The sequence below is a fragment of the Providencia sp. PROV114 genome, assembly GCF_032704305.1.
Classification (GTDB): Bacteria; Pseudomonadota; Gammaproteobacteria; order Enterobacterales; family Enterobacteriaceae; genus Providencia; species Providencia rettgeri.
The window spans coordinates 3,187,061-3,207,348 of the sequence record NZ_CP120528.1; the positions used below are offsets into that span (position 1 = coordinate 3,187,061).

15 protein-coding genes and 6 tRNA genes are annotated in these 20,288 nt (G+C 40.7%); 15 read left to right on the forward strand and 6 right to left on the reverse strand.

All coding sequences use genetic code 11. The annotated features are described in order from the left end of the window. Positions 1-119: 119 nt before the first annotated feature. The 5 genes from P3L37_RS14230 to nagE form a co-directional block, all read right to left on the reverse strand. Entirely contained in the window at positions 120-935 is an 816-nt protein-coding gene (locus tag P3L37_RS14230; RefSeq protein ID WP_110732271.1) for a sulfite exporter TauE/SafE family protein, read from the reverse strand. A gap of 211 nt (positions 936-1,146) precedes the next feature. Further along, positions 1,147-1,953 carry a sel1 repeat family protein gene (locus P3L37_RS14235; RefSeq protein ID WP_226537870.1) on the reverse strand — a complete coding sequence of 269 codons (807 nt, stop codon included), beginning with the start codon at positions 1,951-1,953 and terminating at the stop codon, positions 1,147-1,149. Continuing rightward, a complete protein-coding gene (locus P3L37_RS14240) occupies positions 1,950-3,203 on the reverse strand; it encodes a hypothetical protein (RefSeq protein ID WP_109912836.1) in 1,254 nt (417 codons plus the stop codon). Before P3L37_RS14240 ends, P3L37_RS14235 begins: the two co-directional genes overlap by 4 nt. A gap of 186 nt (positions 3,204-3,389) precedes the next feature. Beyond that, on the reverse strand, positions 3,390-3,644 hold the full coding sequence (locus tag P3L37_RS14245) for a colicin E3-like toxin immunity protein (RefSeq protein WP_004909005.1): 255 nt from the start codon (positions 3,642-3,644) through the stop codon (positions 3,390-3,392). A 241-nt stretch (positions 3,645-3,885) separates the two neighbouring features. Continuing rightward, complete coding sequence (gene nagE / locus P3L37_RS14250; RefSeq protein WP_272667335.1) at positions 3,886-5,913, reverse strand: N-acetylglucosamine-specific PTS transporter subunit IIBC; 2,028 nt, start codon at positions 5,911-5,913, stop codon at positions 3,886-3,888. A 416-nt stretch (positions 5,914-6,329) separates the two neighbouring features. Between nagE and nagB the strand changes: the two genes are divergently transcribed. The 10 genes from nagB (at position 6,330) to P3L37_RS14300 (ending at position 12,469) form a co-directional block, all read left to right on the forward strand. Continuing rightward, positions 6,330-7,133, forward strand: a complete 804-nt coding sequence (nagB, locus tag P3L37_RS14255) for a glucosamine-6-phosphate deaminase (RefSeq protein ID WP_004909001.1) — start codon at positions 6,330-6,332, stop codon at positions 7,131-7,133. Positions 7,134-7,208: 75 nt separating this feature from the next. After that, complete coding sequence (nagA, locus tag P3L37_RS14260; protein WP_123382157.1) at positions 7,209-8,372, forward strand: N-acetylglucosamine-6-phosphate deacetylase; 1,164 nt, start codon at positions 7,209-7,211, stop codon at positions 8,370-8,372. 11 nt (positions 8,373-8,383) lie between these two features. Further along, positions 8,384-9,607, forward strand: coding sequence for an ROK family protein (locus P3L37_RS14265; RefSeq protein WP_109912837.1), 1,224 nt, complete (start codon positions 8,384-8,386; stop codon positions 9,605-9,607). A 369-nt stretch (positions 9,608-9,976) separates the two neighbouring features. Beyond that, positions 9,977-10,053, forward strand: a tRNA-Met gene (locus P3L37_RS14270). A 6-nt stretch (positions 10,054-10,059) separates the two neighbouring features. Next, positions 10,060-10,144, forward strand: a tRNA-Leu gene (locus P3L37_RS14275). Between the two features lie 31 nt (positions 10,145-10,175). Continuing rightward, a tRNA-Gln gene (locus P3L37_RS14280) sits at positions 10,176-10,250 on the forward strand. Between the two features lie 31 nt (positions 10,251-10,281). Next, a tRNA-Gln gene (locus P3L37_RS14285) sits at positions 10,282-10,356 on the forward strand. Positions 10,357-10,406: 50 nt separating this feature from the next. Further along, positions 10,407-10,483: transfer RNA gene (locus P3L37_RS14290), tRNA-Met, on the forward strand. A 10-nt stretch (positions 10,484-10,493) separates the two neighbouring features. After that, positions 10,494-10,568: transfer RNA gene (locus P3L37_RS14295), tRNA-Gln, on the forward strand. Between the two features lie 545 nt (positions 10,569-11,113). Next, on the forward strand, positions 11,114-12,469 hold the full coding sequence (locus P3L37_RS14300) for a dicarboxylate/amino acid:cation symporter (protein ID WP_109912839.1): 1,356 nt from the start codon (positions 11,114-11,116) through the stop codon (positions 12,467-12,469). A 70-nt stretch (positions 12,470-12,539) separates the two neighbouring features. Here P3L37_RS14300 and ubiF read toward each other — a convergent pair whose 3' ends face one another. Continuing rightward, a complete protein-coding gene (gene ubiF, locus P3L37_RS14305; RefSeq protein ID WP_109912840.1) occupies positions 12,540-13,727 on the reverse strand; it encodes a 3-demethoxyubiquinol 3-hydroxylase in 1,188 nt (395 codons plus the stop codon). Between the two features lie 464 nt (positions 13,728-14,191). Here ubiF and miaB point away from each other — a divergent pair, with 464 nt between their 5' ends. From miaB to lnt, 5 genes are all read left to right on the forward strand, one after another. Beyond that, entirely contained in the window at positions 14,192-15,622 is a 1,431-nt protein-coding gene (gene miaB, locus P3L37_RS14310) for a tRNA (N6-isopentenyl adenosine(37)-C2)-methylthiotransferase MiaB (RefSeq protein ID WP_004908990.1), read from the forward strand. A gap of 39 nt (positions 15,623-15,661) precedes the next feature. Then, positions 15,662-16,714 carry a PhoH family protein gene (locus P3L37_RS14315; RefSeq protein WP_109912869.1) on the forward strand — a complete coding sequence of 351 codons (1,053 nt, stop codon included), beginning with the start codon at positions 15,662-15,664 and terminating at the stop codon, positions 16,712-16,714. Next, entirely contained in the window at positions 16,715-17,182 is a 468-nt protein-coding gene (gene ybeY, locus P3L37_RS14320) for an rRNA maturation RNase YbeY (RefSeq protein WP_004908987.1), read from the forward strand. A 365-nt stretch (positions 17,183-17,547) separates the two neighbouring features. Further along, positions 17,548-18,432, forward strand: coding sequence for a CNNM family magnesium/cobalt transport protein CorC (corC, locus tag P3L37_RS14325; protein WP_004908986.1), 885 nt, complete (start codon positions 17,548-17,550; stop codon positions 18,430-18,432). Beyond that, the gene (gene lnt, locus P3L37_RS14330) at positions 18,432-19,961 is read left to right on the forward strand and encodes an apolipoprotein N-acyltransferase (RefSeq protein WP_109912841.1); all 1,530 of its coding nucleotides are present in this window, start codon (positions 18,432-18,434) and stop codon (positions 19,959-19,961) included. The genes corC and lnt overlap by 1 nt, the downstream gene beginning before the upstream one ends. The last annotated feature ends 327 nt before the right edge of the window (positions 19,962-20,288 follow it).

The window sequence follows — 20,288 nt, forward strand, 5'->3', positions numbered from 1 at the left end:
ATATATTCTACCATAATCAATCAGGAAACAACCGTTTGATTGCGCCAAGTGCGGCAAAAGCGATGATCAGAAGGAATTTAGGACAAAAACCTCATTTTTGCCTACCGAAATACGCGATTTTAAACCAGTAACATAACAGCTAAAACCACGAGTAACAGTAGTGGATAACTTTGGGCATGACGTTTATCGCTAAGGTAAGGCATTAATAAAGAAGCAAAACGTATCCCTAGCCACGATGTCACAATTAAAATTAATGCCCCTTTGATATAGATCATCCCCAGAAAGCCCGATCCGAGGTCAATGTGTTTATCAATAGCGAAATAAAAATAGGTTAATGTACCCGTGATCGCCATTGGTAATGTCAATGGATTCGCAAAGGCAGCGGCTTGGATCATACTGGCACCACGGCGCCGCATTAATGGAACAGTCATCACACTGCCACCAACACCTAAAAATGCCGCTACCGCGCCAATCACCACACCAATCGGAGTATCTGCAAAAATACCACCACGAGAGAGTTGTATCCCCGTAGATTCTGTCTTCATAAAACCGGGACGAATAAAACAATCTAAAATAGTGATGATGAGATAGCCAATAAATATCCAACGAATTAATGCATTATCTACCGATAACGCCACAATCGCCCCAAATATCCCCCCCACTGAAATAGGGATAATAAATGGCTTTATAATTGGCCAGCTGAGATTTCCTTTTAAATAATGAGCGCGACTTGATAATGTTGATGAAAAAATCATCACGCAAGTGGATGTTGCCACCGCGATTTGCATCGCCACAGTTCCTGCATCGCTTTGTGGCCCCCATACTAAGGTAATTAGCGCATATAACAGTGGAACGGTGATAAAGCCGCCACCAAAACCAAATAGTGCGGTGGTGATCCCCGAAATAAAGCCAAATAAGCACAGAAGCAGTTCCACAGAAAATTCCTCATCAGTCATTGAGAAAATATCTTATCGATGAAAAAAGCCCCTTGCTTATGCAGATTTGACAACCTTGTTTGAGATTTCGCCAATGTTATTAATAAATGCAATTTTTTAATACGAAAAATAGAGTGTTTTTTACACTCTATTTTTAACGTATTATTCATAACTACCTTTCATACTAGTCATAAAATAAAATTTTGGTAAATTAACCAATCGCATCTTTCTCTTTCTGATTTCCTCTATGTTTTTTTAAGTACGCTTCTATTTTCTTTTCTACTTTATCATTACATTCTTTTACCCAGATACGGTTATTAGGGTTTTGTTGCTTACATTTATCACCTTCATTTGATATTTTGAGTAAATCAACATATGTATCAAAATTCTTGAGGTAATATGCATCTTGCCCCTTTGGGTTATCTCTTGCGGCCATTTCTAAATAGTATTTAGCTTTATTAAAGTCCTGAGGGATCCCGCCGAGTCCATGTAAATAAATCGTCGAAAGATTTTTTCCTGCTACAATTACCTTATTACCATGAAGGTGGTAAGCTCGTTCATAATATGAAATTGCTTCTGGCATATTTACTTCCCCCCCATTACCATGCTGATAGTTTACCCCTGTAAATAACAGAGCTAACCCATTGTTAGAATTAATTTTTAATACTCTCTTCAAAAAGAAATTTGCCAGTGCACACTCTTCTTTTGCAGCTTTCACATTATGTAAATGCTTAAAATCGGTGCAACCAATTCTGAAAAAAGAAAATAAGGCATAATTATCATCTTCATTATTATTTTTTAATGCCCGATGATATAACTCAAGCACTTGCTGTTGGTTTGCAGGATAAGAAACTTTTTTAGGTAGGTCTGGGTCATAACGTAGTTCTGTTTCATTATACCCAATGGTATATAGACGATCTCTTACAGTTGGAATTAAAGGAGGATTTGTATTCCCTCCCCAAGTTGGAGTCCCGATAATGAACGCTCCTATAACGATAGACCATGAAAGCAACCTCACGAGATTTTTCCTAAATCATTGGTAGAGAGTGAAGTTGCATGAGGATAGCTTGTTATGGTGTCTGCAATTAAAAAGATACAGTCATCATTTGAGGGGAATGAAAAACCAAGCATATTATCAATAAGTTGATTAAAATTTTGTTGTAAATTAATCGTATTCGCTCGCTGGTGAAATAATACATCAACGACTTCAGTTTGCTTATTATTATCCCAACTTACCTTAGCCATTAATTTATGGAAATTACCATTCTCATCATAAAAATTGAGCTCATTTGCATTCAACTCAATTGCGTTAATGCCCATATTACTTAAATTTGTTAATTCATGGAATTGACTAATACCATCCGAATTTTTATCTTGCCAGACTTTTAACTCCAACCAAAACTTATCACTTGAATTAATAATTCTATCAGTATTACTGTCCAATTCAGATAAAGCAGAAAAGCCATCTTTCAGTCGTGTATTACTAATCTGTAGGCTATTGTTACCAAACAATTCGTTACCTGAATTAATCATGCCATCTTTATTTTTATCCCACACCAGTAATCCATCATCTGGGTGTACCCAGCCTGTTCGCGACTTAATTGCATTTCCTTTAAAATCGAATTCAACGCCAAAACTATCTACTAAAGTTTGTACACCATTACCACCTAAATCAATTACTAATGGTGTTTCGTAATCATCAGCCAAATTGTCTAAATTCTCATAAGCATCATCAGGCCAAAAGGGGATATTAATACCTTGCATGCCTGCTTTTTCTAGCTCTGACTGAACAAATTTACCGCACGTTTTTTCCCCAGTTAAACTAAATGGATTATAATTCGGAGGCTGCGTTTTTCCTGTTTTATAATCATGCATAGCCGTATATAGATTATTGAAATGACTAAAAAACTGTTGATTATTTGATGTTATCGTCAATGTGGAAGCACTTTTATAACGAACATGATCATTAAAAGACAAATTATCTTTTGATGACCCCCAATCTTCTCCTGGACTAAGTCCCATGCTAATTTGTTCATAATTATGTGTCACAGGATTAATGCCTCGAATACTAATATAGGTATGTCCCCATTGTGATGTATTCCCCGTGTCTTCTCCTAACTGATTGTAAATTGGACTACCTTTAGGCGCCACATGAATGGTTATGCTGGGTGGCCCTATCTGCATCGGGTCATGACCTGCGCCTAAGTTTCTATGAATATTCATATCTTCTAGTTTATGGATCTGTAGGTGCTTTATTGACTCTGTCATAATACATATTCCTTATGTTATTACTTTGAATAAATCCCTAATATTTCTACAGATTTTTACCTTTATTTTAAATAAATAAATTATTTACCAATTATTTTATATAACCCTCATTTTTATGGGTAAATATTAACCTGCATAAAAAAAAGCAAATTAAATGATTTACTAATAATTTATAAATATAAATAATTACCATTCTTCTCGATAATCGAATGAAACTTGATAATCATATTTATTAAATTTAAATTTATGTTTTATATGCTTTTGAAGATTAGAGGCCCAATCAGAAAGCACATCAAAACAACCATTATTAATAATGTTTTCTTCAGGGTTAATAGTTTTTTCTATAATGCTACCATCATCCCCTAAGTCAAGAGAATACTCTTCACCAACATATTCTTCTGTTTGTTTATCAAACCAAACCAGATGAATTTTTAATCCCATTTTTTCTCCTTATAGATACTTTGTTATATTGCTTTTAGGCGCTTTTATTTTAATTACTCTCGTATTTCAGCCTCTCCACAAAGCTAACAATTAATTATATTTTCTTTATACACTGGACTCAATTGATAGTGATTATCATTATTTGTTATGCCCTATATGATTATCTTTTTCTTATTTAAGCTGCATAAACAAAGAGGGTGGCCTAAGCCACCCTCTTACTCACTTATAATATTAAACTGAATTATTTCAGAACATTATAAATAACGGTTTCACCTGCTTTCACGTCACCTTCAACTAAAATTTCGACGCCAGAAAAATCATCGATATTGCTGATGATAACAGGGCTAATCATTGATTTAGCATTGGCTTCAAGGAACGCGAGGTCTAAGTTCAGGATTGGTGTGCCAGCGGTTACTTCAGCACCTTCTTCCACTAAACGTGCGCAACCTTCACCTTTCAGTGCAACCGTATCGATCCCCATATGAACAATGAGTTCAACACCGTTTTCTGTTTCAAGGCAGAATGCGTGGTTAGTTTCGAAAATTTTCACCACCGTACCTGACGCCGGCGCTAACACTTCGCTGCTTGTTGGTTTGATGGCAATACCATCGCCCACAATGCGGCTAGAAAACGCTTCATCTGGCACATCGTCAAGGGAGAACACTTGACCACTGACTGGCGCAACCAGAGATAAAATCACATTACCTTTTGTTTTCGCAGGCTCTGCGGCTTTTTTCTCTTCTGCTGCTGCAACTGGTGCAGAACCGGCAATAGGGCCTTTTGCAATTACTTCAGTCATTGCTTTTGCGACCAATTCAGCACGTGTACCGACAATCACTTGCACATTTTGTTTGCTTAAGCGGATAACACCTGAAGCGCCTAAACGTTTAGTCATCGCATCGTTAACAACTGCTGAATCTTTAACGCCTAAACGTAAACGTGTAATACAAGCATCAATACTGACGATGTTATCACTACCACCAACCGCTGCAACATATTGGCGAGCTTCTTTTTGAATATCGCTGTCACTGTTATCGGCAGGGCTAATGCTTTCGTCATAACCATCAATCGTTTCATCACCTGCGCTCTCTTCACGGCCTGGTGTTAACAGGTTGAATTTACGGATCATGAAACGGAAAATGACATAGTAAATGCAGAAGAAGACTAAGCCTTGAACAATCAACATATACCACTGAACGGCTAATGGGTTACGTGATTGCAATAACATATCGACTAAACCTGCGCTGAAACCGAACCCTGAAATCCATTCCATTGTTGCTGCGATATAAACCGAAATACCCGTTAACAATGCGTGGACTACGTACAGAATTGGCGCCACGAACATGAATGAGAATTCAAGTGGTTCAGTGATACCGGTGAAGAATGCCGCAAACGCACCAGCAATCATAATACCAGCCACTTTGGCTTTGTTTTCCGGGCGAGCACAGTGGTAAATCGCTAATGCCGCACCAGGTAAACCAAACATCATGATTGGGAAGAAGCCTGCTTGATAGCGACCAGTGATACCTATCGTTGCCAAGCCGGCATCAATTGACTTAGCGCCGCCTAAGAAGTTCGGAATATCATTGATCCCAGCAACGTCAAACCAGAACACAGAGTTAAGTGCGTGGTGTAGACCAACAGGAATTAATAAACGGTTGAAGAAGGCATAAATACCCGCTCCCACAGAACCTAAATCTTTAATGCTTTCACCGAAAGAAACCAAACCATTATATACCACCGGCCAAACATACATCAGAATGAAGGCTAAGATGATCATTAAGAATGATGTCAAAATCGGCACGAGGCGACGACCGCTAAAGAAAGACAACGCTTTTGGTAGCTCTACGCCACTGTAGCGGTTGTACAATTCAGCAGACAATACCCCAACTAAGATACCCACGAATTGGTTATTTATTTTACCGAATGCCGCAGGAACGCTTTCCAACGGAACATTCATGATCATGGAATAAGATGCCGGCGAACACAGTGTTGTCACGACTAAAAAGCCAACAAAACCGGTCAGCGCAGCCGCACCGTCCTTATCTTTTGACATTCCATAAGCAACACCAATAGCAAACAGTACGGACATATTATCAATAATAGCCGCACCCGATTTTATCAGTAACGCTGCGATTGCACTATTGGCTCCCCAACCATCTGGGTCAATCCAATAGCCAATCCCCATCAGGATTGCTGCGGCTGGTAGTACAGCAACTGGCACCATAAGTGCCCTACCAATCCGCTGTAAGTAGCTAAGAATATTCACAAACTCCCCCTTTATCGCCCTATTTTTGCCCCATTTACGGGATCTTATTGTTCACACACCTAAATCATAATTTAGGTTATTGAGAGTATCAATTTCATAGTCTAAATTAATTGTTTCGCGATGCAAAATAAATAGGTTCGATTTGTGATAAATGTCAACGAAAGAGTTACTGATATGACTAAATTACTAGCTATTATCGAAAACTTATTTTATGATTAAAAATAACTTATTTGTACTATTAACCTGTATATTCTCAGCACACTTGAATGCATGTCCTGAAACAAAAATAGCATGTCAACCAAGTGATAATGCACAATAAATTTGAAGTATAACGAGTATTCCTATATCTAATGAATAACATCAGGGATACATATATACATGAAAGATTTCACAGACTTATTAGAGGTAATTGAGACATGAGGCTAATTCCACTTAATAATGCGCATGATGTTGGCATTTGGTCCGCACAGTATATCGCTGACAAAATCAACGCATTCAACCCTACTGCTGATCGCCCTTTCGTTCTTGGGTTACCAACAGGCGGTACCCCTCTTGCCACTTATAAAGCACTGATTGCTTTATATAACGCAGGAAAAGTTAGTTTTAAGCATGTGGTAACATTTAATATGGATGAATATATTGGTATTCCAGCTAATCATCCTCAAAGCTATCACACATTTATGCATGAAAATTTCTTTAACCACATCGACATTCAAGCGCAAAATATTAATTTACTGAATGGTAATGCCCCAGATGTTGATGCGGAATGCCAACGTTATGAAGATAAAATTAAATCTTACGGCAAAATTAATTTATTTATGGGCGGCGTAGGTAACGACGGTCACATTGCTTTTAATGAACCCGGTTCTTCATTGAACTCACGCACCCGCATTAAAACATTGACACCAGAAACGCGCCAAGCTAACTCACGTTTCTTTGATAATGATATCAATCAAGTACCAAAATTTGCTTTAACTGTCGGTGTCGCCACATTAATGGATGCTGAAGAGTTAATGGTACTTGCAACGGGTGCGAATAAAGCGAACGCAGTTCATGCCGCAGTTGAAGGTTCAATTAACCATATGTGGACAGTGAGCTGCGTGCAAATGCACCCAAAAGCACTGGTCGTCTGTGATGAACCCGCAACACTCGAATTAAAAGTTAAAACGCTTAAATATTTCAAACAGCTAGAATCTGAAATTATTGAAAAGTTTAACTAAGATTATATTTATCAATCACCCGATCAGCGAAGGCTGATCGGTGACCCACTTTCCAGAGGTCAGGAGTTTTAAGCCATGTATGCATTAACAAATTGCATTATTTATACAGGTCATGAAAGACTGGATAACCATGCGGTCGTCATTGATGGTGAAATCATCAAAGATGTTTGTCCTGTCTCTGAATTACCTTCCCATATTCCACAACATGACCTACAAGGTGCGACGTTATCTGCAGGGTTTATTGACCTGCAAGTCAACGGCTGTGGTGGTGTCCAATTCAATGATAATAAAGAAAATGTCACATTAAAGAATTTGGATATCATGCAAAAAGCCAATGAGCGTACAGGATGTACCAGTTACCTGCCAACGCTGATTACCTGCTCTGACGAATTGATGAAGCATGGTATTGAGGTCATGACTGAGTACTTAAAAGACCACAAGAACCAAGCTCTCGGGCTCCATTTAGAAGGCCCATATATTAATGTTATTAAAAAAGGCACACATAACCCTGAATTTATCCGCCAACCATCCGCGCAGATGATTGATTATTTAGCTGCTCATGCAGACTCCATCACTAAAATCACTTTAGCGCCTGAAATGGTTGAACTTGATTACATTCATCAATTGAAAGATTCCGGCATTGTTATTTCTGCTGGGCATTCAAATGCAACGTATGAAGAGGCTAAACAGGGCTTTAAAGCCGGAATTCGCTTTTCAACGCATCTTTTCAACGCCATGCCATATATTTCAGGCCGTGGCCCCGGTTTAGTTGGTGCTATTTATGACACTCCTGAAGTGTATGCAGGAATTATTGCTGATGGCTTACATGTTCAGTGGGCAAATATCCGTAATAGTAAGCACTTAAAAGGTGATAAATTAATTTTAGTGACTGATGCCACAGCGCCGGCAGGAATAGATCCTCAAACTGGTGAAATGGATCATTTTATCTTCGCGGGTAAAACCATATACTACCGCGATGGATTATGTGTAGATGAAAATGGCACACTCAGCGGCTCGTCACTCACCATGATAGAAGCAGTGAGAAACAGTGTAGAGTACGTGGGTATTCCATTAGATGAAACACTGAGAATGGCAACGCTCTACCCCGCAAGAGCCATTGGAGTTGATGAGACTTTAGGGTCTATTGCTCCGGGTAAAATTGCGAATTTAACCGCGTTTAACCACGACTTCGACGTCCTTGCAACCTATGTTAACGGAGCAGAAGTCTACAAAAAATGAGTAACTAGCTAATGAATCAAAGCCACTCGCTGAAGCAAATTGGTAATATTGATCTCGTCAAACAACTAAATAGCGCTGTCGTCTATAGTTTAATTGACCAACATGGCCCGATATCAAGAATTCAAATCGCGGAGCAAAGCCAACTTGCCCCAGCCAGTGTGACTAAAATCACTCGCCAGTTACTCGAACGTGGTTTAATTAAAGAAGTTGACCAACAGGCCTCTACTGGAGGCCGTCGTGCCATATCTATTGTTTCTGAACACAAAAATTTTCACACGATTGGCGTCCGCTTAGGGCGCTATGATGCCACCATCGCCTTATACGACTTAGGTGGCAAAATGATTGTCGATGCCCATTACCCTATCACAGAGCCTTCTCAGCAAGCCGTAGAACAAAAGTTGATTGCCGCTCTTGATGATTTTATTGAGCACAATCACAAGCGCTTAAAAGAGCTGATTGCGATTTCTATTATTCTCCCTGGGTTAGTTAACCCAAATAGTGGGATTGTTTACTACATGCCACATATCAAGGTCGACAATTGGCATCTCATCGACAATTTACAAGCACACTTTAAAATTACCTGTTATGCAGGGCATGATATTCGCAGCCTAGCCCTCGCTGAGAGCTATTTTGGTGCTACTCGTGATTGCGAAGACTCTCTACTAGTTCGCATCCACAGAGGCGCAGGGGCGGGTTTAGTCATCAATAAAGAGATATTACTCAACCATCGAGGTAACCTCGGGGAAATTGGGCATATTCAAGTTGACCCTCTTGGCGAACTTTGCCATTGCGGTAATTTTGGTTGTTTAGAAACCATTGCCTCAAACCAAGCGATTGAAGCCCGCGTAAAACAGCGTTTAGAACAAGGCTATTCGAGCTCCCTTACATTGGAAACTTGTACGATTTCCCATATTTGCCAAGCCGCTAATAAGGGAGATCCTCTTGCTACGGAAGTTATCCAGCACGTTGGCCGGCAAATCGGTAAAGCGATAGCTATCTCTATAAACTTATTTAACCCTGAAAAAGTCGTTATTGCAGGCGATATCACAGAAGCAGAACAAATTCTGTTACCCGCAATTCAAAGCTGCATTGATACACAAGCCTTAAAAGGATTTAGAGAGAATCTTCCCATCGTCACATCGCAGCTAGTTCATAACTCGGCAATAGGCGCTTTCGCACTCACTAAACGCGCGATGCTCAATGGTGAATTATTACAAAAACTGTTTGAAAGCTAATTTTTGGCGTGTTTTTTTAAAGCAGGTTGAGATACCTGCTTTTTTATTGTCTATAAACTGAACGCTGCATTCCATACATCACTTTTAGCATACTCCCCATTCCTCCGTTTTGTTCCCCCACACAAATTTTTTAGCTCTTTCGCTGTTTTATTTCACACCATAACCAAATTACATTTATCTAGCGTCTAAGACAAAAAGTGATTTTTTTCAAATACGGGCTTGTTTTTTGCTGGCTTTATCGACAAAATGATTATTCAACAAACAAACAGTCACGTTTTCTAAAAAATAGTGCAAAAAGCTGTTGACTGTCGGGTCTGTAATTAGCATAATGCGCCCCGCAACGCCGACGAAGGTTATGCAAAAAAAGATGGCTATGTAGCTCAGCTGGTTAGAGCACAACACTCATAATGTTGGGGTCACAGGTTCGAATCCCGTCATAGCCACCATTATTTGCGGGAGTGGCGAAATTGGTAGACGCACCAGATTTAGGTTCTGGCGCCGCAAGGTGTGCAAGTTCAAGTCTTGTCTCCCGCACCATTTTCCTTCTCGGTAGCATTGAATTTAAGATTGGGGTATCGCCAAGCGGTAAGGCACCAGGTTTTGATCCTGGCATTCCCAGGTTCGAATCCTGGTACCCCAGCCATCTTAAAACAATCAATAGTAGAATTCCCGGATGGGGTATCGCCAAGCGGTAAGGCACCAGGTTTTGATCCTGGCATTCCCAGGTTCGAATCCTGGTACCCCAGCCATCTACTATCCTACCTAGAGTTGCACAATTCATTTCAAAGAAATTATATATGGCTATGTAGCTCAGTTGGTTAGAGCACAACACTCATAATGTTGGGGTCACAGGTTCGAATCCCGTCGTAGCTACCATTTCTTTTGTTGGGGTATCGCCAAGCGGTAAGGCACCAGGTTTTGATCCTGGCATTCCCAGGTTCGAATCCTGGTACCCCAGCCATTCTCTTTTCAATATCACTTAAATTAACGCCTATTCTCTCTTTCTCTGCCTAAACTATCTTAATTTTGCTTATCGATTTTATTGATAAATTAAATAAAAAATTAAAAAATAGCAGATAACTCCATTTTTTAATAGGTTGAGGCTTCATCTCTACTGTTTTTTATATTTCTATCTCTATTTTTAGCTTAAATGATGACTTTTTGGTAGTTTCTTTATTTATTTAATTCCAATATTATCGGATAACCAATAGCTTAATCGCTTAAAGTGATATTAAAGTAACATTTAGCTCATAAAATTTACGTTTGCATAACTTTTCTATCAAATATGTGACTTCAATCATTTCTCTATAACTGCTGAAAGTGGTAATCTGCGCTCGAATTGTAGTTAGGTATGATTATTACCAGTTAAATTATTATCAACCTCTGGTACTAATAGATTCAGCCCCTTCTTCCATTCCAACTAAATTAGTTCTCAGAAACTCTAATAAAAGTTTTAAACCTAATAATTATAAATTGCCAAACGCAACATTTTTACAGAGAAAATTTATGCGAAACATGATAAAGCAACCAATATATAAGATTTTATATGTTCAGGTAATCGTAGCCATCGTTCTGGGTATCGCACTTGGCCACTTTTTTCCAGACATTGGAGAATCATTAAAACCGCTTGGTGATGCATTCATCAAAATCGTTAAAATGATTATTGCGCCAGTTATCTTCTTAACTGTTGTTACTGGTATATCTGGCATGTCAAACATGAAGGCCGTTGGTAGCGTCGCAGGTAAAGCGATGCTCTACTTCATCACTTTCTCGACCATCGCCCTCGTCATCGGTCTTATCGTCGCGAATATCATTCGCCCAGGTTCAGGCCTTAATATTGATCCGGCAACCCTTGATAGCACTAAAGTTGCCACCTACGTTGAAAAAGCACACGAATCTTCGATAGTTGGCTTCTTGATGAATATCATCCCTGATACCGTCATTAGTCCATTAGTAAACGGCAACATCCTGCAAGTTCTATTTATTGCTGTCATTTTCGGATTAGCATTAGCTGCAACAGGTAAACACGGCGAGCCCATTGTAAAACTACTACAAAACTTCTCTGAGCCTGTGTTCAAAATGGTTGCGATGCTCATGAAACTCGCACCTATCGGGGCATTTGGCGCAATGGCATTTACTATTGGTAAATATGGAATATCCTCTATCGGCAACTTAATGATGCTGATTATGACGTTCTATATTACCTCACTGTTGTTCGTCTTACTTGTTCTGGGTGCAGTTGCTAAATACAACGGCTTCTCCATCATTGCGCTAATTAAATATATCAAAGACGAGCTATGGTTAGTTTTAGGTACCTCTTCTTCCGAAGCGGCACTGCCAAGCTTAATGCGCAAAATGGAGCATGCAGGGTGTGAAAAATCGGTTGTCGGGTTAGTTATCCCAACGGGTTATTCATTCAATCTTGATGGTACGAATATTTATATGACGATGGCTGCATTGTTTATTGCCCAAGCCACTAATATTGAGCTCACTATTTGGCAACAAATTTCGTTGCTGTTAGTTGCGATGATAAGCTCAAAAGGTGCAGCTGGTGTGACGGGTGCAGGGTTTATTACCTTAGCAGCCACACTGATGGTGGTGCCAAGCGTTCCTGTCGCAGGTATGGCGCTTATTTTAGGTATCGACCGTTTTATGTCTGAGTGCCGTGCATTAACTAACTTAGTGGGTAACGCATGTGCGTGTATCGTTGTTGCGCGTTGGGAAAAAGAACTCGACACAGAAAAACTGGCTCATGCATTTTCAGCAAAAAATGAAACATTAGATTCAGTGATTACTGAAGATGACAGCATCAATACAGACACAAGTAATATTCAGCCGGTTGATTTAGCTAATAATAAATAACCATAACTTCTTCACTTAATAATAAATAGGCCGCTAATTAGCGTCCTATTTATTATATTCAAGATAATTTCTATAAACCTAAAGCATACTTCAACGCCAGCTTTTTCGCTTCTCCAGCACGCTGTGCCGCCATCAACCCAAGGTTCCTAACTATTTTCAATCCTGGTAACTTTTCACTAAATGCCATATAAAATACGTCCATTCCAGCTTGCATAATTAAATTATCAGGCAAACGACGGCGTTGATAACGCTTCAATACATCAAGGGAATGCCAAGGTTGTATGTATTCGCGCGCGTAAATCACTTCTTTCAACAACGCATCAACATCTCGGTAGCCTAAATTCACTCCCTGCCCCGCTAATGGATTAATGGTATGAGCGGCATCACCAATCAATGCTAATCCATCTATTACATAGCGACGAGCATGATGACGAGTCAGTGGAAATGCCCCTGACGCAATTGCGGTAACAGGCCCTAAACGTTCAGGGAAAGCTTCAGAAATCGCTCCCGTCAACTGTTCCATTGACATGCCTTGTAAACGCCTAATCTTTGCAGGGCTGTCATACCAGACTAATGAAGCCCAATTATCATACAGCGGTAAAAATGCCCTAGGCCCTGATGGAAAAAACTGCTGCCATGTTTTATCTTGCTGAGACTGCTGTGTTTGAATGCTAATCAACATACATGATTGGCGATACTGCCAGCCACGGCTACCAATCCCTGCCATTTTGCGGACCTGCGAATTCGCGCCATCAGCTCCAATAACAAGCTTAGCTTGCAGAGCTCGGCCATCATCTAATGCTAATATCCACTCTTCTTGTGACTTAGGTTGGTATAAATTGATAAGTCTCGCAGGGCAGACAAGGTCTAGATTGCTGTATTTTTCACATTCTTGCCATAATGCAAGCTGTAACACACGGTTTTCTACCATAAACCCAAGTTCAGGCAACCCAAGACTCTGAGCATCAAAAACCACATTGCTCTCTGGCTCTTCCCATGTTTCTAACTGACGATATGGAGCACTTCGCATTGCCTTAACATGTTGCCAAGCCCCTAATTGCTCCAACAATTCAACAGAAGCACGGCTAATCGCAGAAATACGAACATCTGGAGCACTTTGTGGGTCAAAGGCCGCAGGTTGTGCTTTTTCAAGCAAAGCGACTCGCATGCCTTCTTGAGCAAAGCCCAATGCTGCTGCCGCGCCAGTCATACCTGCGCCAACGACGACAACATCATAAGATTCGATTAATTTATTCATACGTTCGCTACTATTTATTATTGTTTAATAAAGATTGTTGTTTGATAACAGTGACCACGTTGATAAAGGTATTGTACCGAAAAATGATGATCCTCACAGGAAATATAAGCATTGAAGGCTTAGAGGTTATTCGAGCCCTTCATCTTTATAACCTTACAAACAGTGTATTTTGCCGAAAACACTTTAATTTGCACAAAAAACAACCACAATTTTGCAACATCCTCTGGTCACTGATGCCGCAAATGAATACAATACGTGCTAATTTTAAAACAATAGGCAAATTGCCTGCCCTTAGATTTCGTGTGGTGATATTATTTTAAATATCTTTGCATTTATCCCATCATACAATGATGTCCTTAATCAAAATGCATGCGAGTTCCCAAATATAAAGGGTAGGACTTTGGATTTACAACGCGTTTCGGAGTCCATTACACTAGCCGCTTCGAAAACACCGGATATACGACATGTCGACGAATAAAAAGCTATACATTAAAACTTGGGGTTGCCAGATGAATGAGTATGACTCATCCAAAATGGTTTCTTTATTAGAAAATACCCATGGTTATCAACTCACTGAAATTGCTGAAGAAGCAGATTTATTACTGCTTAATACCTGTTCAATTCGTGAAAAAGCACAAGAAAAAGTCTTCCATCAACTTGGTCGTTGGAAGTTTTTTAAAGACAAAAACCCTGACATTATTATTGGTGTAGGCGGCTGTGTCGCTTCACAAGAAGGGGATTTTATTCGCCAACGTGCACCAAGCGTTGACATCGTTTTCGGCCCGCAAACTTTGCACCGTTTGCCTGAGATGATTAACCAAGTTCAAGGTACACGCAGCCCAGTTATTGATATCAGCTTCCCTGAAATTGAAAAATTTGACCGTTTACCCGAACCTCGTGCTGAAGGGCCAACGGCTTTCGTTTCGATTATGGAAGGCTGTAATAAGTATTGCACCTTCTGCGTAGTGCCTTATACCCGTGGTGAAGAAGTTAGCCGCCCTTGTGATGATATTCTATTTGAAATCGCACAGTTAGCTGCACAAGGTGTGCGTGAAGTTAACTTACTGGGTCAAAACGTGAATGCTTACCGCGGTGAGACCTTTGATGGTGAAATTTGCTCATTTGCAGAATTACTGCGTTTAGTTGCAGCTATTGATGGTATCGACCGAGTTCGCTTTACCACTAGCCACCCAATTGAATTTACTGACGATATCATCGAAGTTTACCGCGATACTCCAGAATTAGTCAGCTTCTTGCATCTACCTGTGCAAAGTGGCTCAGACCGCGTTCTAACGATGATGAAACGTGCTCATACGGCACTTGAATACAAAGCCATTATTCGCAAACTACGCGAAGCACGCCCTGGTATTCTTATCAGTTCAGACTTTATCGTGGGCTTCCCTGGTGAAACAACCGAAGACTTCGAAAAAACCATGAAACTGATTGCTGACGTGAATTTTGACATGAGCTACAGCTTTGTTTATTCCGCACGTCCTGGCACACCCGCTGCAGATTTACCTGACGACGTAACGGAAGATGAGAAAAAACAGCGTCTATACTTACTGCAACAGCGCATTAATCAGCAGGCATTAAGCTTCAGCCGCCAAATGGTGGGAACCATTCAACGTATCTTAGTTGAAGGAACATCGCGTAAAAATGTTATGGAGCTGTCTGGACGTACTGAAAATAACCGTGTTGTGAACTTTGAAGGTACACCGGATATGATTGGTAAATTTGTGGATGTCGAAATTGTGGATGTTTATACCAACTCATTACGCGGTAAAGTCATTCGTACAGAAGATCAAATGGGTCTTCGCGTTCATGAATCGCCAGAGTCTGTTATTGCACGCACCCGTAAAGAAGATGAGCTAGGTGTTGGTAGTTTTCAGCCCTAAGCCACAACCATAGGATATTCAGTGACCGAGACAAAAAATTTGCAAATCGCAACACAAGAAATCTTTCTAGAACCCGCAGATAACCAACGTTTAATGAGCCTCTGCGGGCCATTTGACGATAATATCAAGCAGCTAGAACGCCGCCTTGCTATCGAAATTAATCGCCGTGATAACCGTTTTAAGTTATCGGGTAAGCCGCTGAACGTTCAAGCGGCCAGCAAAATTTTGCGTCAACTGTATGTTGATACCGCGCCTGTGCGCGGTGTTATCCCTGATATTGACCCTGAAAATATTCACTTAGCCACTCTGGATAGCCGTGTTTTAGAGCAATCCGCCGATAGCGTTCCTGACTACGGTAAAGCGGTGAATATTAAGACTAAACGTGGTGTGATCAAACCACGCACCCCAAATCAAGCGCAATATATCGCCAATATTTTAGACCATGATATTACGTTTGGCATTGGCCCTGCGGGAACTGGGAAAACCTATTTAGCGGTAGCCGCGGCAGTTGATGCCTTAGAACGCCAAGAAGTTCGCCGCATTCTGCTTACGCGCCCTGCTGTTGAAGCAGGTGAGAAACTTGGTTTTTTACCGGGCGACCTCAGCCAAAAAGTCGACCCTTACCTGCGCCCACTTTATGATGCGCTATTCGAAATGTTAGGCTTTGAAAAAGTTGAAAAACTGATTGAGCGTAATGTTATCGAAGTCGCGCCGCTGGCCTATATGCGTGGCCGTACGTTGAATGATGCTTTTATTATTTTAGATGAGAGCCAAAACACCACCATCGAGCAGATGAAGATGTTTTTAACACGTATTGGCTTTAATTCTAAAGCGGTTGTGACGGGAGACATTACTCAGGTTGACTTGCCTCGCGGTAGTAAATCAGGATTACGTCATGCCATTGAAGTGCTCTCCGAAGTCGATGATTTAAGCTTCAATTTCTTCCACAGTGAAGATGTGGTTCGTCATCCTGTTGTTGCCAAAGTCGTCATGGCTTATGAAGCATGGGAAGAACAAGACAATAAACGTCGCCAACAGTTACGTGAAGAAAAAGAACAGCAAAAGCAATTTGAAAAGCAGGAAAATCTATAAATGAGTGACATTATTCTCGATTTACAAATTGCGTGCGAAAACCCTGAAGGCTTGCCTCCTGAAGCCGAATTTCAGCGTTGGTTAACAGCTGTTTTGCCTAAATTTCAAGCACAAAGTGAAGTCACTATTCGGGTGGTTGATGAACCCGAAAGCCATCACTTAAACTTAACCTATCGTGGCAAAGACAAACCGACCAACGTGTTGTCATTCCCCTTTGAGGCTCCGCCAGAAATTGAGCTGCCTTTGCTCGGTGATTTAATTATCTGTCGCCAAGTTGTTGAGCAAGAAGCTATCGAGCAACAAAAAACGGCAGAAGAACACTGGGCTCATATGGTCGTTCATGGTTGCCTTCATCTTTTAGGCTATGATCATATTGAAGATGATGAAGCAGAAGAAATGGAAAGTTTAGAAACCGAAATTCTGGCTGAATTAGGCTACGAAGACCCATATCTTGCAGAAAAAGAGTGACCTAACTATAATTTTTTGAGATATCTTTCTCAAAGAAAGCATTATTTTACAAAAAACTGACGGTTATTTTGCAGATAAACCGTCAATTTTGTGCTAAAAAAGAATGTAGCAAACTGTTTTTATTAACTAACCTAAGCTCCAAATACTTTGACTTGGGCTACTTTTGGTACCAAGTGCAGCCAACAATGCTGCAGTTCGAGATACGACGAGTGAATACTCTAAATAATTCGAATTGCAGCTAGGCGGCAAGCTAGGATATCTCGATGAGCATACATAAGTATGTGATTCGAGTAGCCGAGTGCAGCCAACAACGCTGCGGTTCGAAGTATGACGAGTATTTTTTGAGGAAAAAAAAATTAACCGCCATGAGCGACGATAACTCTTCGAGTAGCGATAACCCTGGTCCTAAGAAAGGGTTCTTTGCACTGTTAAATCACCTATTTCATGGTGAACCTAAAAATCGTGATGATTTGGTCGAATTAATCCGCGACTCTGAACAGAACGATTTGATCGATCCTGACACCCGCGAAATGCTTGAAGGGGTAATGGATATCGCGGATCAACGCGTGCGCGACATTATGATCCCGCGTTCCCAAATTGTTACCTTAAAACGTAATCAAACGCTTGATGAGTGCCTTGATGTCATTATTGACTCTGCTCACTCACGCTTCCCTGTTATTAGTGAAGACAAAGACCATATCGAAGGGTTATTGATGGCAAAAGATTTACTGCCATTTATGCGTACCGACGCAGAGCCTTTTAGTATCGATAAGGTATTACGCCAAGCGGTTGTTGTACCTGAAAGTAAGCGAGTAGACAGACTACTCAAAGAATTCCGCTCTCAACGCTATCATATGGCTATCGTTATTGATGAGTTTGGTGGTGTTTCTGGTCTAGTAACCATTGAAGATATTTTAGAGCTCATCGTAGGCGAAATCGAAGACGAGTATGACGACCAAGACGATGTTGATGTTCGCCAGCTTAGCCGCCATTCTTATTCTGTCCGCGCCCTGACGCAGATTGAAGATTTCAATGAAGCCTTTGGGACTCATTTTAGTGACGAAGAAGTTGATACGGTCGGTGGCCTCGTTATGCAAGCCTTTGGTCATCTGCCTTCTCGTGGTGAAACCATAACCATAGACAACTATCAATTTAAAGTTGCGATGGCAGATAGTCGCCGGATCCTTCTGCTTCACGTAAAAATCCCAGACGACGCGCCAGTTCCAACTTTGGAAGAAGAAAAGACTTAATGAACTCAACGTCTATTTATCAAAGTCAGCGGTTGCGGTTACTGCTGGCTTTAATTTTCGGAGCCAGTGGAACGCTGGCTTTTTCGCCTTTTGACATCTGGCCTGCCGCACTACTTTCTATCCTTTTCCTCCAATTACTGACCTTGCAGCGCACGGTCAAGCAATCTTTTGCTATCGGCTTTGCTTGGGGATTTGGCTTATTCGGTAGTGGCGTTAACTGGGTTTACGTCAGCATTGCAGATTTTGGCGGCATGCCAGGCCCTGTTAACGTATTTATTGTTATTCTTTTAGCGGCATACCTTTCTCTTTATACTGGGCTTTTTGGCGCATTGATGGCTAAATTTGCCCCACATGCCAATATTTGGCGTTTAGTCTTTTTTGCCCCAGCGCTGTGGCAGGTTACTGAGTTTTTACGTGGTTGGGTTCTCACTGGTTTTCCATGGCTGCAATTTGGTTATAGCCAAATTGATGGGCCGATGAAAGCTCTCGCTCCTATATTTGGGGTGGAAATGATTACGTTGCTATTATTTAGCATCAGTGGTCTGCTAGTACTCGCTATCCTACGCCGCAGCTTTATCGCGCTCGCTGTTGCGGCTGCCTTAATTTTTGCCCCATTAATTGCCAAAAATGTACAATGGTTTACCTCCCTTGAAGACAAGAAAATGGAAGTGGCACTGGTTCAAGGCAACATTCCCCAATCAATGAAGTGGGAAGCCAGCTTTTTACAACAAACCAAAGACACCTATATGGAGCTCTCTCGCCCTTATATCGGTAAAGCGTCTTTGATTGTTTGGCCTGAATCGGCAGTACCTTCCGTTGAGCTCGACAACCAAACGTGGCTTAAATCTCTCGACCAATTACTGGCAGAGTCGAACACTCAGTTAATTACGGGTATTGTGGATGCACGCCCGATGGATGGTGAATATACTTTTTATAATACAATCATTGTATTAGGCGATAAAAAACCGTATTTATATCCATCTAAAAACCGCTATAACAAACACCATTTAGTGCCATTTGGTGAATATGTACCTTTAGAAGATTTACTGCGCCCTATCGCACCGTTCTTTAATTTGCCGATGTCGGGTTTTAGCCGTGGCGATTATGAACAAGCGCAATTAGCAGTTGGTAATATTCATCTAACGGCTGCGATTTGCTATGAAATTATTTTAGGTACACAGGTCAGAGATAACTTTAAGCCTGATAGCGACTACTTACTTACTGTTTCAAATGATGCGTGGTTTGGAAAATCCATAGGCCCTTGGCAACACTTCCAAATGGCACGGATGCGTTCTTTGGAGTTAGGCCGCCCACTGTTGCGCTCAACCAATAATGGTATCACCGCAGTGATCAGTGCAGATGGCTCTATTCAGGATATGCTGCCACAATTTAAAACGGCAACACTGGCTACTGAAGTCACCCCAACAACAGGGCTGACTCCTTACGCACGTTGGAGTAATTATCCGATGTGGGGAGTGGTCGTGATATTTGGTATTCTCGGTTTTGCTATGAATAGACGTCAAAAGTAACGAGTTAACCCCACCTCGATACAAATAAAAGAGGTGGGATTACCGTATCAACCACAAAACCCGCTTCTTCTAATCCTTTTTTAACCCAATAGCAAAAGTATACAAGTAATTGTCAAAATAATAGAGAAGAAAGCTTTGTCATCAGCTTTAACAAAAAGAAATGTTAAAATTGAAGATAATTTGACTTTGGTGGAAATCATTAGTAATCAGCTGCCACAAGTTAAATAGCAAGAGCACTGACTCACATTATCAGGACTTCGTATTATCGAGTTAGAATATATTATTACTGAGTCTAAAAAAGCCATTTCTTTATTAAAGAATAAACAT

Bases quoted from the DNA above. Each gene is read 5' to 3' on its own strand.
- lnt (WP_109912841.1), top strand. From the start codon at position 18,432: ATGAACTCAACGTCTATTTATCAAAGTCAGCGGTTGCGGTTACTGCTG.
- corC (WP_004908986.1), top strand. From the start codon at position 17,548: ATGAGCGACGATAACTCTTCGAGTAGCGATAACCCTGGTCCTAAGAAA.
- P3L37_RS14245 (WP_004909005.1), bottom strand. From the start codon at position 3,644: ATGGGATTAAAAATTCATCTGGTTTGGTTTGATAAACAAACAGAAGAA.
- miaB (WP_004908990.1), top strand. From the start codon at position 14,192: ATGTCGACGAATAAAAAGCTATACATTAAAACTTGGGGTTGCCAGATG.
- ubiF (WP_109912840.1), bottom strand. From the start codon at position 13,727: ATGAATAAATTAATCGAATCTTATGATGTTGTCGTCGTTGGCGCAGGT.
- nagA (WP_123382157.1), top strand. From the start codon at position 7,209: ATGTATGCATTAACAAATTGCATTATTTATACAGGTCATGAAAGACTG.
- nagB (WP_004909001.1), top strand. From the start codon at position 6,330: ATGAGGCTAATTCCACTTAATAATGCGCATGATGTTGGCATTTGGTCC.
- ybeY (WP_004908987.1), top strand. From the start codon at position 16,715: ATGAGTGACATTATTCTCGATTTACAAATTGCGTGCGAAAACCCTGAA.
- P3L37_RS14300 (WP_109912839.1), top strand. From the start codon at position 11,114: ATGCGAAACATGATAAAGCAACCAATATATAAGATTTTATATGTTCAG.
- P3L37_RS14240 (WP_109912836.1), bottom strand. From the start codon at position 3,203: ATGACAGAGTCAATAAAGCACCTACAGATCCATAAACTAGAAGATATG.
- P3L37_RS14265 (WP_109912837.1), top strand. From the start codon at position 8,384: ATGAATCAAAGCCACTCGCTGAAGCAAATTGGTAATATTGATCTCGTC.